This is a genomic window from Mesorhizobium sp. M4B.F.Ca.ET.089.01.1.1 (genome assembly GCF_004022605.1).
GTDB classification, from domain to species: domain Bacteria; phylum Pseudomonadota; class Alphaproteobacteria; order Rhizobiales; family Rhizobiaceae; genus Mesorhizobium; species Mesorhizobium abyssinicae.
This window is the reverse complement of the sequence record NZ_RZOS01000006.1, coordinates 1-12472: the sequence shown is the minus strand read 5'-3', so window position 1 is coordinate 12472 and position 12472 is coordinate 1. Positions and strand designations below refer to the sequence as shown.

Genomic DNA, 12472 nt, shown 5'->3' with positions numbered 1-12472 from the left:
ACTCCCTAGTGCTTGACCGCGCCTTCGGTAAGGGCGCGTACGAAGTATCGTTGCAGGACGAGGAAGAGGACCACGACGGGCACGCTCATCATGAAGCTGGCAGCCATCAGACCCGGGAAGTCGGTCGTGTTTTCCGAGAAGAAGCGCTGGATACCGACCGGCAATGTCAGCTGCTCGTTCTTGGAGAGGAAGGTGTACGCGTAGATGTATTCGTTCCATGCGCCGATGAAGGAATAGATCGCCGTGGCGATGATGCCTGGCGCCGAGAGCGGCATCACGATCAGGACAAAGGCCTGGAACCGCGTCGCCCCGTCGATGCGCGCCGCCTGCTCGAGCTGCACCGGGATGTTGTCGTAGAAGCCCTTGAGGAGCCAGATTGCCAGCGGCAGGCCGAAGGTGAGATAGGTGAGAATGAGCGACCCATGCGTGTTCACCAGCCCGATGGCGCGCATCAGGATGAAGAGCGGCACGAGAAAGATCACCGCCGGGAACATGTTGCGCAGCAATACGGCGAAGAACAGGAAGTTCCGGCCAGGAAACGTGAAGCGAGAAAACGCGTAGGCCGCGGGAACCGCCACGATCACCGAAAGGATGGTCGTGGCTGTGGAGACGAAAAGGCTGTTCCAGAAGAAGCGGAGGAAGTCCTGGCCGACGCTGTTCTGCGGATCAAGCAGCTTCTGGTAGCTGGCAAGGGTTGGTTGGTCAGGCCACCATTGCGGCGGGAACTGCATCGCGGCGAAGCCGGACTTGATCGAGGTGAGCAGCATCCAGATCATCGGCAATGCGGTGTAGAGCAGCATGAACGTGAGGAAGATACGCCCGCCCCACCGCCATCCGTCGATGCTCGCGCGTCGACGGGCCTGACCCAGACGGGCTGTCTCGGCGATCGTGCTCATGCGCCTGCATCCTTGCGTTCGTTTCCGCTTAGCGCTCGGACGTAGAAGTAGCCGAGCGTCATCAGGATGAGGAAAAGAAGCACCGAATAGGCCGATGCCACCCCCCAGCGCTGCCGGCCGAAGGCGAGCTCATAGATGTGGGTGATCCAGATGTGCGAAGCGTTGGACGGCCCGCCGCCGGTCATGATCCAGGGGATGATGAAGGAATTGAAGTTGGCCACCGCCAGCAGCAGGATCGTCACCGTGGAGACGTTTCTCAAATGCGGGAAGGTGACGTGCCAGAAGCGCTGCCATGCATTGGCGCCGTCGACTTTTGCGGCGCGCAACAACTGCTCGGGGACTGTCTGAAGACCGGCCATCATCATGATCATGGCGAACGGAAACTCCCGCCAGATATTGACGACGATCAGGGAGGGCAGCACCGTGCTGACGCTGTCGATGAAATTCGGCGGCCGATCGGCCAATCCGAGGCCGACCAATACCGCGCCGATGATCCCGAAGTCCGAATGGTAGATCCACTTCCAGATATAGGATGCGGCGACCGCGCTGATGACCCAGGGAATGATCAGGATGGCGCGCAGCACGCCCCGGCCGACAAACTCGCGATGGAGCGCCAGCGCGCAGGCAAATCCCAGGACAAAGGAGATGAAGGTGGATGCCAGTGTCCAGATAAGGGTGTTGGAGGTGACCTTCCAGAACACCGGACTGGTGAGGATGGCGGTGTAGTTGCCGAAGCCGACGAAGATCTTGTCGCGGAGCTGCAGGCCGGGTGGCGTGTTGAAGAACGACAGCTCGATCGTGTAGTAGATCGGATAAGCGATGACGATCAGCATCACGGCAATCGCAGGAAGCACGTACGCGTAGTCAGCGCGATGCTCCCAAATCTTGCCCAGCAGGGGTCGCAATCTTCGCCGAGCCCCGGTCTTTCCGGCCACGATCGTCACTTTGGCGTGCCCTTGTTTTTCGGAGCGAACCGGCTGCGCGCTCGGCGCAGCCGGCAAGATCGGGTCAGGCTTCGGCTAGAGGCCGCCGCCCATCAGGTCTTTCACCTTCTTGGCCGCGTCGTCCGCTGCCTGGTCGACGGTCATCGCACCGGTCAGGGCATTCTGCAGCATGTCCGGGACGATGATGTTCATGATCTCGGGCGATTGCGGCAGCGCCGGGAACGGAATGCCGTATGGCAGCATCGAGGTGGTGACATCGAGGAACTTGATGCTGTCCAGCCGCTCCTTCATCCATTTGGTCTTGAAGCCGTTAAGGTTGCCCGGGTTCGAGCCGGCGTACGCCATCTTTAGCGACCACTCGGGGCTCGTCCACATGCAGATGATGGCCTTGGCCGCCGGCTCGTCCACCTTGCCGCCTTCGACATATTCGGGCTTCAGGATGTGAATGTTCGAGCCGCCGAACACGACGGCGCGCTTGCCGTCCGGGCCGGTCGGAATCAGGCCGTAGCGCATGTTGTCGATGACGGTCTGCGCCTTGTCCTTGTCGGTGCCGGTCGCCTTCTTCTGCAGGTCGAGCATGACATTGTAGTCGGACGGGTGCGAGATCATCATGCCGAGCTGGCCGGCCAGGAACAGCGGCTGGTTGTCGGCCTGCTGGTTGGTGAGTGCGGAAACCGGAACCGACTTGTCGCGAACATACATGTCGTAAGAGGCTTGCAGCGCCGCCTTGCTCTGCGGGCTGTTGAGCTCGATCTCCTTATACGTCGGGTTCGCCGTGGCTTCGTCGAAGACGCCGCCGCCATAGGCCCACAACTGAGGCATGAAGCGGTACGGCGTATTGCCGGCATTCTTGCGCGCCACCAGGCCGTAACCGGCGATGCCGAGCTTGTCGTGGATCTGCTTGGAGTACTTGACGACGTCGTCCCAGGTCGCCGGAGCCTTGTCCGGATCAAGGCCCGCGCGCTTGAAGATGTCGGCATTCCAGATGAAAGCCATTGTTTCATTGTTGGTTGGAATGCCGTAGGTCACCCCGTCCCAGGTCACGGCCTTCATGGCGCCGGGCCAGAAATCCTCGGTCGAATACCCGACATCCTCCGGCTTGAGCGGCTCCAGATAGCCCTTTGAGGCGAATTCGGTGCCACCCAGGATTTGCAGGCGGACCGCCATCGGCGCCGCATTGCCAAGGAGCGCCGTGCGGAACTTGTCGAGGAGATCGTTATAGGTGAGGGCTTGTTCCTCGAGCTGGATGTTCGGATAGGTCTTTCGGAAGGTCTCGAAGAAGTCCTTGTAGTACTGGCGCAGGAGGTCGGGATCGCCCTCGAACACGCCCTGATACCAGAAAGTCAGCCGCCCCTTGTAGTCGAGCGGGGTGACCTTGCCGCAATCGGCCGCCGTATCAAAATCCTGTGTGCCGGCAATGGAGCGCACATATTCCGGCGACCACTTGCTCAGATCGACCGGCGCCGCGCCCAGCGCTGGTGCGGACATCAACGATGCCATTAAGGCAGTGGAGACAGTGCCGCGCAGGACGGCACCGCCGAGTGTAATCCTCGTCATAGGTATCCTCCAGGTTTCTCTCCCATGCCGCTCAGCATCGAGGCGAGCGGTCTTTGCTCGTCGGCCATGGGGATATCTCGTTCAAATGTATCCCTTCGAGCATTTTGTACGTTTTCAGATCGCAGATTGTCTGTCAACGCGATAAATCGTACATTGTTTATGGGGACCGTGCGTGATATCGGTCAAAGTGTGTATGATTGGGGAGCGGGCCTTGGCAGAAACAAGCGATTTCAAAGCGGAACCACCCGAAGGGATTGACGCTCTCGGGGCCTCAAGCGAGGGCGCCTCGCTTTATCAACTGATCAGGGAAGACATCATAGAAGGGCGGCTCGCCGCCAACGAACGGCTGGTGGTCACCGATCTCGCCCGGCGTCACGGCACCTCGACCAATCCCGTGCGCGAAGCCCTGCAACTGTTGCGGGGCGAGGGCTTTGTCACCTTCGTTCCCAACCGCGGGGCGCGCGTGCGGCCTATAGACCAGGATTTTGTCCGGGATATCTACGAGATCGGAGTCCTGATCGAGCCGGCTCTGACGCGATGGTTCGTGAATATGGCTACCGTCGAGGACATTGCTGAGCTCGAACGCATCCAGGCCCTGATCGAAGAGAACAACTTCGCCGACACGTTCAGGCACAGTGAGCTGGATACTGCCTTCCACACCGTGATGTACCAGAGGCACTACAACCGCCATGCCGCCGAGCTTTGGTGGAAGCATCGCGAAGTGCTGCGGGCGGTGAGCCGGCGCTTCAATTTCACGCTCGCCCGGCGCGCCGCGATCATTCGCGAGCACCGAGAACTCATCGCGCATGTCAAAGCTGGAAATGCGGACGAGGCAGCCGAACTCATTGCACGCCATGTCGAGGGCTCCGGGCGGCATGTCCTCGAACACATGCGCGCGCGCAACGCCGCTCGGGCAGGGTAGGCTATCCGGTCTGGAACGTCGTTATCCCGACCGCATCGGACAAAGGCAGGTGAGATGAAAATCACGAGCATTCGGCCATGGCTGATCAAGTCCGCTGCTTCTTATTGGGGAGAGTACCTGTTCGTCGAAGTGGCGACCGACGAGGGCGTGAGCGGCTGGGGAGAGATCACCACCACCACCAAGCTCGCCAACCGCGCGCTCTGCACGATCCTGCGGCAGATCGGTGCCGCCGTGACCGGCGAGGATCCGGCGCGCATCGAGCATCTCTGGCACAAGGTTTTCCGCAGCTTCACCTATATGGGCAGCCGCGGCGCCGCCGTCGAATGCGTCAGCGCCATCGACATAGCGCTTTGGGACATCCGCGGCAAAGTCCTCGGCAAGCCGATCTATGAGTTGCTGGGCGGACCGGTGCGCGATGAAATCGCCCTCTACACCCATCCCAACCAGGCCAAGTTTACCAGCAAGGAGGCTGTGGTCCGTGAAATTCGAGACATCGTCGAGTCCGGCCACACCGGGCTGAAGTTCGATCCGTTCCCGCACCAGGGCCGCACCACCGATGGACTGTCGCGAGAGCAGCGGGACGGCTACCTCGACGGCAGCATCACCCGCAAGGACGAGCGAGAGGCCGCCGAACTCACAGCTCTCATCCGCGAAACGGCAGGCCCCGATGTCGACATCCTCATCGATGCGCATGGCCGCTTCGACGTTCCCACCGCCATTCGCCTCTGTCGCAGCCTCGAGGAGGCTGGCCAGATCGACTGGTTCGAGGAACCTTGCCCGCCCGAAAGCCTCAACGCGCTCAAGCAGGTGCGTGAGAAGGTCAGCGCCGCCATCTCGTGGGGCGAGCGCGGCCACACGAAATGGGATTTCGTGCCGGTGCTGGAGAACAAGCTCGCCGACTACATCATGCCCGACGTGACCTGGACCGGCGGCATTACCGAACTCAAGAAGATCTCCGCCCTGTGCGAGGCCTACTACATCCCGGTCTCGCCCCATGATGCCGCGGGACCGATAAACGTGGTTGCGGGAGCGCAGGTGATGATGACCGTTCCGAACTTCTACAAGCTCGAAACGTCGGAGTGGGATCTCTCCAAATACGATCATCTCATCGACACGCCGCTCGACGTTTCGAACGGCAGCCTCAAGCTGACGTCAAGACCCGGTCTCGGCGTCGAGATGAACCGCGACTATCTGCAGGCTCACGAGATCGAGCTGAGTTAGGCGTGCTCGCCGGCCCATGTGCGGGTCACAAGCCCCATCGACCAGAACGAGGATAAGTCATGCCAGAGACGGGTGGAGCCGACGCGGCGCTCAATCGGGTGAACACGAATTCCAGGCCGTCCGAGCTCCGCATCACCGACATGCGGGTTGCCGAAATCGTCGGCGCGCCGTTCACCTCGGCACTGCTCAAGATTTACACCAACCAGGGCATCGTCGGACTTGGCGAAGTGCGTGACGGCGCCAGCGCCACCTACGCGCTGATGCTGAAGAGCCGGCTGCTGGGCGAGAACCCTTGCGACATCGATCGCCTGTTCCGCCGCATCAAGCAGTTTGGCGGGCACGGCCGCCAAGGCGGGGGCGTCTCCGCGGTCGAGATCGCGCTGTGGGATCTCGCAGGCAAGGCCTATGGCGTCCCGATCTATCAGATGCTGGGCGGCAAGTTTCGCGATCACGTGCGCGTCTATTGCGATACCGACGCCGAGAAACCGAGCGGGACCGAAACCGGCAAGCGCCTCAAGGAGCGCATGGACCGCGGGTTCACATTCTTGAAGATGGACCTGGGCTTGATGCAGATCTCCCATGTTCCGGGCGCCGTCGTCGCGCCCGCCGGCGCGCTCGAAGGGTTTCACGCCAATCCGCGCGGCCGTGGCGGCACATCCGAAGAGCGTAAGGCCCGCAACCTCGCCTACGATGCACAGAACGTGCAGCACCCGTTCACGGGCCTGCATTTCACCGAAAAGGGGATCGACCTGCTCGAACAATATATCCACGAGGTTCGCGAGGTCATCGGCTACGAGATCCCTTTAGCCATCGATCATGTCGGCCACATCTCGCTGCAGGACGGCATACGCCTGTCGCGCCGCATCGAGAAATACGCACCTGCCTGGCTCGAGGACGTGATCCCCTGGCAATACACCGAGCAATACCGGCAACTGCAGCAAGCCACCACGGTGCCGATCTGCACCGGCGAGGACATCTATCTCAAGGAGGCCTTCGAGCCCCTGCTCAAGAGCGACGGCGTCTCGATCATCCATCCGGACCTGCTCACCAGCGGCGGCATCCTCGAGACCAAAAAGATCGGCGATATGGCGCAGGACCACGGCGTCGCCATGGCGATCCATATGGCAGAAAGCCCGATCGCCGCGATGGCTGCGGCGCATGTCGCGACCGCGACCGAAAACTTCATGGCGCTCGAATACCATTCCGCCGATGTCGACTGGTGGGACGACATCGTCACAGGTCTCCCCAGGCCGCTCGTCAGGGACGGTTTCATCACCGTGCCGGACAAGCCGGGGCTGGGGATCGACGACGTCGTCGACGAGGTCATCTCGCATCACCTGCAACCGGGTGTCATGGGAATATGGCAATCCACCGAGCATTGGGACAATGAATATAGCTGGGACCGGACCTGGAGTTAGCCCAGACCACCTTCCCTCCAGGCTCACAAGGCCTACGACCGACCATTCGTGTCGACCTCTCCCAATGGAGAGGCGAAGAAGGAAACGGACCAAACCATGTTCTACGAACTGCGTATCTATGACTGTCTGCCGGGCAGGCTGCCGGCTTTGCTCAGGCGCTTTTCCGACCAGACGCTGGCCATCTGGGAGAGGCATGGCATCCGCCAAGCCGGGTTTTTCACCACGGCGATCGGCGAAAACAGCAATCGCCTCACCTATTTCCTCGCTTGGGATTCGCTGGCCGAGCGTGAGGCGAAATGGGCGGCTTTCGTCACCGATCCGGCATGGCACAGGGCCCGGGACGAGTCTGAGCGCGACGGGCAGATCATTGCCAATATCAGCAGCCAGCTGCTCACGCCGACAGCTTTCTCGTCTGTGAAATAGGACTGCGCCATGAAGATCACCGACCTGCGCTGTGCCGTCATCGGCAAGCACCCCATAGTGCGCATCGTTACCGATGAGGGCCTCTATGGCCTTGGCGAGGTCGAGTTCACCAAGACCTATCTCAAGCCGTTTGTGCTGCATTTCCGCGACGCGCTGATCGGCGAGGATCCGACCGACGTCGAGCGGGTGATGCTGAAGATCCGCCAACGCGGCTCGTTCAAGCCCTATGGTGCCGCCGTTTCGGCCATCGAGCATGCCTTGTGGGACATTGCCGGCAAGGCGGCAGGCGTGCCGGCCTACAAGCTGCTCGGCGGCAAGGTGCGCGACAAGGTGCGTGTCTACAACGGCTCGATCCGCCGCAAACGCGCGGGCGATCGGCCGGAGGATTACGCCGCCGACGTCAAATGGATGATGGAGCAGCCGCAGAACTTCTTCATGATCAAGCAGGGAATCTCGTTCCATTCCAACATGAAGGACACCATCGAGGGCTTCCATTACGGCGTGACGCAGAAGAAGGCCGGCTATCACGGCGCCATGGATCAGGGCGTGATCAGCGAGCGCGGGTTCAATCACATGCTCGACTGCGTGATCGCGATGAAGGAAGTGCTGGGCGACAAGGTCAGCCTGGCGCTCGATTGCGGTCCAGGCTGGATGCTGCCCGATGCGATCAGGTTCGCCCGCGCGGTCGAGAAGTACAATCTGATGTGGCTCGAGGACATGCTGACCGGCGACTATGTGCCCTGGGTCAATCCGCAGGCCTATCGCGAGCTGACGACCTCCACCTCGACGCCGATCCATACCGGCGAGCAGATCTACCTGCGCCACAATTTCAAGGAACTGATCGAGACCCAGGCGGTGCGCGTCATCGGCCCCGATCCGGCCGATATTGGCGGCATTGCCGAACTCAAATGGGTCGCCGAGCACGCCTACATGCACTCGATCCTGATGGCGCCGCACGGCACCGCCAACGGCCTGCTCGGCCTCGGCGCGCTGATCAATGTCTGCGCCACCTTGCCCGCCAACTACGTGGCATTCGAATATCCAAGCGCCTCGGAGCCGTGGTGGAACGATATCGTCATCGGCCTGCCCAAGCAGGTGGTAAAGGATTCGATGGTCGACCTGCTCGAAGCTCCCGGGCTCGGCCTCGACATCGACGCCCAGGGCGCCAAGCAGTATCTGCTGGAAGAAGACGCCGGGTTCTTCGACTGATTGGGCGTCAGCCAGCCAGAGCGAGCAGCCGGTGCCGGCGCCGGGCCGGCGGACCCAAGATTATCGCTTCAGTCATCGCTGGTCTTGATCACGTCCCACGCGGCGGATGGTCGGCTCTCGTTCTCATGCGGTCGAGGAGGCGCGTGAACGCTCACCGGATGCGTTGTCCGTCTTCGCCGAAGAGCCGCGCCGATGCGGGCGCAAAATGCAGGATGATCTTGTCGCCGGTCCTTGGTTGCGACGACCGCCGCTCCGCGATGATGGTCTCGCCGGTCGCCAGCGTGGCGTGGACATAGGCCGTAGAGCCCATCGCTTCGACGAATTCCACCTTTGCCTCGAGGTCGACACCCTTGTCCTGGTCGAGATGTTCGGGCCTCAAGCCCAGCTGCAGTTTCCGGCCGGGCTCAAGCGGGGTCTGTGCCGGGCTGTCCATCTCCTGGTCTCCAAACGCGAGACGGCCCCCCGCCTGCATAATGGCGGTCAGAAAGTTCATCCGCGGAGAGCCGATGAAACCCGCGACGAACGCGTTGTCGGGATCCTGATAGAGGTCTTGCGGTGTGCCGATCTGCTCGATGCGCCCACTGCGCAGCACGACGATCCGATCGGCCATGGTCAGCGCTTCAGTCTGGTCGTGCGTCACATAGATCATGGTGTTGCCAAGGACCCGGTGGAGCTTGGCGAGTTCCACGCGCATCTGCACCCGCAGCTCGGCATCCAGATTGCTGAGCGGCTCATCGAAGAGAAACACCTTCGGGTCGCGCACGATCGCCCGCCCTATTGCCACCCGTTGGCGCTGTCCTCCCGAGAGCTGGGCCGGCTTGCGCTGCAAATAGTCTTCGAGCTGCAGGATCTTGGCCGCGCGCCCGACCTTGCTGGCGATTTCCTCCTTCGGGCGGTGCGCCATCCGCAGGCCGAAGCTCATGTTGTCCGCCACCGTCATGTGCGGATAGAGCGCATAGGACTGGAACACCATCGCCACTCCGCGGTCGGCAGGCTCGGCGTCTGTCACGTCGTCACCGCCGATGAAGATCTCGCCCCCGCTCGTCTCTTCGAGCCCGGCAATCATGCGCAGCAGGGTGGATTTTCCGCAGCCCGAAGGGCCCACGAATACGGCGAACTCGCCCTCCTCGATCGAAAGCGAGACATCGCGGATAACGTCCGTCGATCCAAAGCTCTTGCTGACCTGTTTCAGTTCGACACGCGCCATCGGCTAACCTTTCACTGCGCCCACGGCGATGCCCGAAACAATTCGTCGCTGGAACAGGATGTAAAGAACAACGATCGGCGCCGCCGCGATGACGATGCCAGCGGTAAACAGGGGTATCTGGTCCGAGTACTGGCCCTTGAGCGCGGAAATCCCCACCATGAGGGTGCGGTGCTTCTGCATGACCAGCAGGGAGATCAGAATGTCGTTCCAGCAGCTCAGCGTGTTGAGGATGGCCAGCGTCACCAATGCCGGCGTTCCCAGGGGCAGCATCACGTGCCACCAGACCTGCAGCAGCGAGGCCCCGTCGATCCGCGCCGCTTCGATCAGCTCGCGCGGCAGGCCGGAGTAGAACGCCGTCATCATGTAGACCGAGAAAGGCAGGAAAAATGCGGTGTAAGACAGGATGAGCCCGATGTGCGTGTTGACCAGGTTGAGGGCAAGCATCGTGCGCATGAAGGGCACCAGCACGACCTGCACGGGGATCATCAGCGACGACAGGATGACCGCGAACAGGAAGCGCCGATAGGGAAAGCGCAGCGACGCGAGGGCGAAGCCGGCCATGGAAGACACGACCATCAACAGGATGACCGCCCCGAGCGTCGCGATCACGGAATTGAGGAAATACTCATCAAGGTGCGCGCGGGTCCAGGCCTGCACGAAATTGTCGAGCGTGGGCTGCGTGGCCAGCCCGAAGCGGTCGAGCATGTAATCGTGACGTGTCTTGAGTGCGTTGTTGACGGCGAAAAAGATCGGGTAGAGGCAGCTCAAGGCCAGCAACCCCATCGGGATCGCCGCGATCCTGAGGGTCAGACGCTGTCGTTTTCCTGCTCCTGACACGACCTCTCCTTCAGATGTTCGCGTTGCGCGACAAGATGCGAATCTGCAGCCATGCGAGAATGCTCGTCATGAAAAACAGGACCATCGAGACAGCGGCGGCGTAGGCGGGCCGGTTGAGCTTTCCCTGTGCGGCCCAGATCAGATATTCGGGCACCGTCGTCGCCGTGCCGGGTCCGCCGCCGGTCAGCACGTAGATCAGGCCGAACATCGAAGTCAGCAGGCCGATGGTCGTGATCACCGTCGAGAACTCGATGATCGGGCGAAGCTCCGGGATGATGACATGCCACCAGATCTGCCACATCTTGGCGCCGTCGAGACGGGCCGCCTCGACCATTTCCTTGGACACGGTCGACAGCCCGGCAAGGAAGATCAGCACACCCATGCCGAAGGTCGACCAGCATTGGATCGCCAGCGTCACCGGGAGTGCGGTCGCCGAGTGCCCCAGCCAGTCCACACCGCTGATCCCCGCTATGCTCAGCAACGCGTTCAGATTGCCATTGAAGCTCAGCACCACGCTGAAAATAGACCCGATGATGACGCTCGAGAGAATGGCGGGAAAGAAATAGACGGAACGGAAAAACGTGCGCCCCGGCACGCCCTGGTGGATCAGGATGGCCAGCAGCATCGGGATGGTCACAAAGATCGGCACCGAAAGCAACACCACGACGGCGTTGGCCATGGCGGAGCGGAAATTCGGGTCGTCCAGTGCGCGCAGATAGTTGCCGGCGCCGATGAACTGGCCCGGGTCGGTCGACGTCGCGCTGGTCAGGGAGATGCCAAACCCCCAGAACAGCGGAAAGATGCGAAACACCAGGACAAGCAGGATGGCCGGAAGCAGGAACAGCACCGCGACGCGCGCCTCTGCCCGGCGGCTCCGGCCTGGGCGGGTACGGGTCCGCGCGGCTTGGCCTGTCTGGTGTAACGAATTGGCGGTCATGGGCACGTCACTGATGCGGGGACGGGGGCGCGTCTCGCGCCCCCACTGTCTGCGTGGAGAAGATTGCTATTGCGGCTTGGCTTCAGCCTGGACCTTGTCCAGCGCCGCCGCGGCCTGGTCCACGGTGGCTTCACCGTTGAACAGGAGCTGGCTCTGGTGGTGCCATTCATCGAGCTCGGCCGCTGAAGAATTGGCATGCGTGGTCGGAACGGCTCTGGTCGCAAGCCAGCCCATGATCTGCTTGAGGCCAGGGCTGTCAATGCCGGATGTATTGACTTCGGTGTTTGCTGGCACCGAGCCGGTGTCGTTGACCAGGTATGACAGGACTTCCGGCGAGGCGAGGATTCGCACCGCGTCGACGGCGAGATCGATGTTCGCGGAGTCCTTGTTCACGCCGTAGCCAACGCCGCCGTCGAGCGGAACGCCGGGGGCACCTTCATGCTGATCGGCAGCAACGGTCGGCGAGGGCATGGGATAGACCCCGACCTTGTCGACGCCCATGTTGGTTTCGAACTGCTTCCAATGCGCGACGTTGGAGAGCAGACCCATCACGTTGGCTCCGACACCTTGCTCGAAGAGGGCGAACTCATCCATGAACATGGTCTGCGAGTTGCCGCCCTCCTGGTACCAGCCATTCTTGGCGGTATCGACCCAGGCCTGCAGGATCGCCTTGATCGGCGGATCCGACCAATGGAGCTTGCCTGCCAGCCAATCGGCCTGTTGCTGCGTGGTCAGCGACTGGTTCGCGGCTTCCGAAAGGAAGAACTCGGCGTTGTAGCCTTCCTTGTTGGCCATCATGAAGCAGGCGGGTTTACCCTGCGCCTTGAAGGCGTCGCAGACCTTGGTCAGTTCGGCCCAACTCGTCGGCGGCTTCTCCGGATCGAGCCCTGCGGCCTTGTAA

12 protein-coding genes are annotated in these 12472 nt (G+C 61.7%); 5 read left to right on the top strand and 7 right to left on the bottom strand.

Features of this window, described 5'->3' with window-relative positions:
* Nucleotides 1–5: 5 nt before the first annotated feature.
* The 3 genes from EN780_RS01260 to EN780_RS01250 all read right to left on the bottom strand — a co-directional run bounded on the left by EN780_RS01260 (nucleotide 6) and on the right by EN780_RS01250 (nucleotide 3397).
* Entirely contained in the window at nucleotides 6–896 is an 891-nt protein-coding gene (locus EN780_RS01260; RefSeq protein ID WP_127282687.1) for a carbohydrate ABC transporter permease, read from the bottom strand.
* A complete protein-coding gene (locus EN780_RS01255; protein WP_127282688.1) occupies nucleotides 893–1840 on the bottom strand; it encodes a sugar ABC transporter permease in 948 nt (315 codons plus the stop codon). Before EN780_RS01255 ends, EN780_RS01260 begins: the two co-directional genes overlap by 4 nt.
* A gap of 75 nt (nucleotides 1841–1915) precedes the next feature.
* Nucleotides 1916–3397, bottom strand: coding sequence for a sugar ABC transporter substrate-binding protein (locus EN780_RS01250; RefSeq protein WP_127282689.1), 1482 nt, complete (start codon nucleotides 3395–3397; stop codon nucleotides 1916–1918).
* A gap of 211 nt (nucleotides 3398–3608) precedes the next feature.
* On the opposite strand from EN780_RS01250, the gene EN780_RS01245 reads away from it, so the two are divergent.
* The 5 genes from EN780_RS01245 (at nucleotide 3609) to EN780_RS01225 (ending at nucleotide 8590) form a co-directional block, all read left to right on the top strand.
* Nucleotides 3609–4319 carry a GntR family transcriptional regulator gene (locus EN780_RS01245; protein ID WP_127282690.1) on the top strand — a complete coding sequence of 237 codons (711 nt, stop codon included), beginning with the start codon at nucleotides 3609–3611 and terminating at the stop codon, nucleotides 4317–4319.
* A 54-nt stretch (nucleotides 4320–4373) separates the two neighbouring features.
* Complete coding sequence (locus tag EN780_RS01240; RefSeq protein ID WP_128271707.1) at nucleotides 4374–5540, top strand: mandelate racemase/muconate lactonizing enzyme family protein; 1167 nt, start codon at nucleotides 4374–4376, stop codon at nucleotides 5538–5540.
* 59 nt (nucleotides 5541–5599) lie between these two features.
* Nucleotides 5600–6958: a mandelate racemase/muconate lactonizing enzyme family protein gene (locus EN780_RS01235; protein ID WP_128271705.1), complete on the top strand. Its 1359-nt coding sequence runs from the start codon at nucleotides 5600–5602 to the stop codon at nucleotides 6956–6958.
* A 96-nt stretch (nucleotides 6959–7054) separates the two neighbouring features.
* Nucleotides 7055–7381, top strand: coding sequence for an NIPSNAP family protein (locus EN780_RS01230; protein WP_127282693.1), 327 nt, complete (start codon nucleotides 7055–7057; stop codon nucleotides 7379–7381).
* A gap of 9 nt (nucleotides 7382–7390) precedes the next feature.
* Nucleotides 7391–8590 (top strand): mandelate racemase/muconate lactonizing enzyme family protein, encoded by a 1200-nt coding sequence (locus EN780_RS01225; RefSeq protein ID WP_128271703.1) that lies wholly within the window; start codon nucleotides 7391–7393, stop codon nucleotides 8588–8590.
* A gap of 151 nt (nucleotides 8591–8741) precedes the next feature.
* On the opposite strand, the gene ugpC is transcribed toward EN780_RS01225, so the two are convergent.
* The 4 genes from ugpC to EN780_RS01205 form a co-directional block, all read right to left on the bottom strand.
* Nucleotides 8742–9797 (bottom strand): sn-glycerol-3-phosphate ABC transporter ATP-binding protein UgpC, encoded by a 1056-nt coding sequence (gene ugpC / locus EN780_RS01220; RefSeq protein ID WP_128271701.1) that lies wholly within the window; start codon nucleotides 9795–9797, stop codon nucleotides 8742–8744.
* A gap of 3 nt (nucleotides 9798–9800) precedes the next feature.
* Nucleotides 9801–10634 carry a carbohydrate ABC transporter permease gene (locus tag EN780_RS01215; protein ID WP_210215013.1) on the bottom strand — a complete coding sequence of 278 codons (834 nt, stop codon included), beginning with the start codon at nucleotides 10632–10634 and terminating at the stop codon, nucleotides 9801–9803.
* Between the two features lie 10 nt (nucleotides 10635–10644).
* The gene (locus EN780_RS01210; RefSeq protein ID WP_245478072.1) at nucleotides 10645–11481 is read right to left on the bottom strand and encodes a sugar ABC transporter permease; all 837 of its coding nucleotides are present in this window, start codon (nucleotides 11479–11481) and stop codon (nucleotides 10645–10647) included.
* A 156-nt stretch (nucleotides 11482–11637) separates the two neighbouring features.
* On the bottom strand, nucleotides 11638–12472 hold an 835-nt coding region (locus tag EN780_RS01205), incomplete at its 5' end, for an extracellular solute-binding protein (RefSeq protein ID WP_128271699.1).

Excerpts from the sequence above, each read along its gene's own strand:
- EN780_RS01260 (WP_127282687.1), bottom strand. The coding sequence starts at position 896 with ATGAGCACGATCGCCGAGACAGCCCGTCTGGGTCAGGCCCGTCGACGC.
- EN780_RS01250 (WP_127282689.1), bottom strand. The coding sequence starts at position 3,397 with ATGACGAGGATTACACTCGGCGGTGCCGTCCTGCGCGGCACTGTCTCC.
- EN780_RS01240 (WP_128271707.1), top strand. The coding sequence starts at position 4,374 with ATGAAAATCACGAGCATTCGGCCATGGCTGATCAAGTCCGCTGCTTCT.
- EN780_RS01235 (WP_128271705.1), top strand. The coding sequence starts at position 5,600 with ATGCCAGAGACGGGTGGAGCCGACGCGGCGCTCAATCGGGTGAACACG.
- EN780_RS01230 (WP_127282693.1), top strand. The coding sequence starts at position 7,055 with ATGTTCTACGAACTGCGTATCTATGACTGTCTGCCGGGCAGGCTGCCG.
- EN780_RS01225 (WP_128271703.1), top strand. The coding sequence starts at position 7,391 with ATGAAGATCACCGACCTGCGCTGTGCCGTCATCGGCAAGCACCCCATA.
- ugpC (WP_128271701.1), bottom strand. The coding sequence starts at position 9,797 with ATGGCGCGTGTCGAACTGAAACAGGTCAGCAAGAGCTTTGGATCGACG.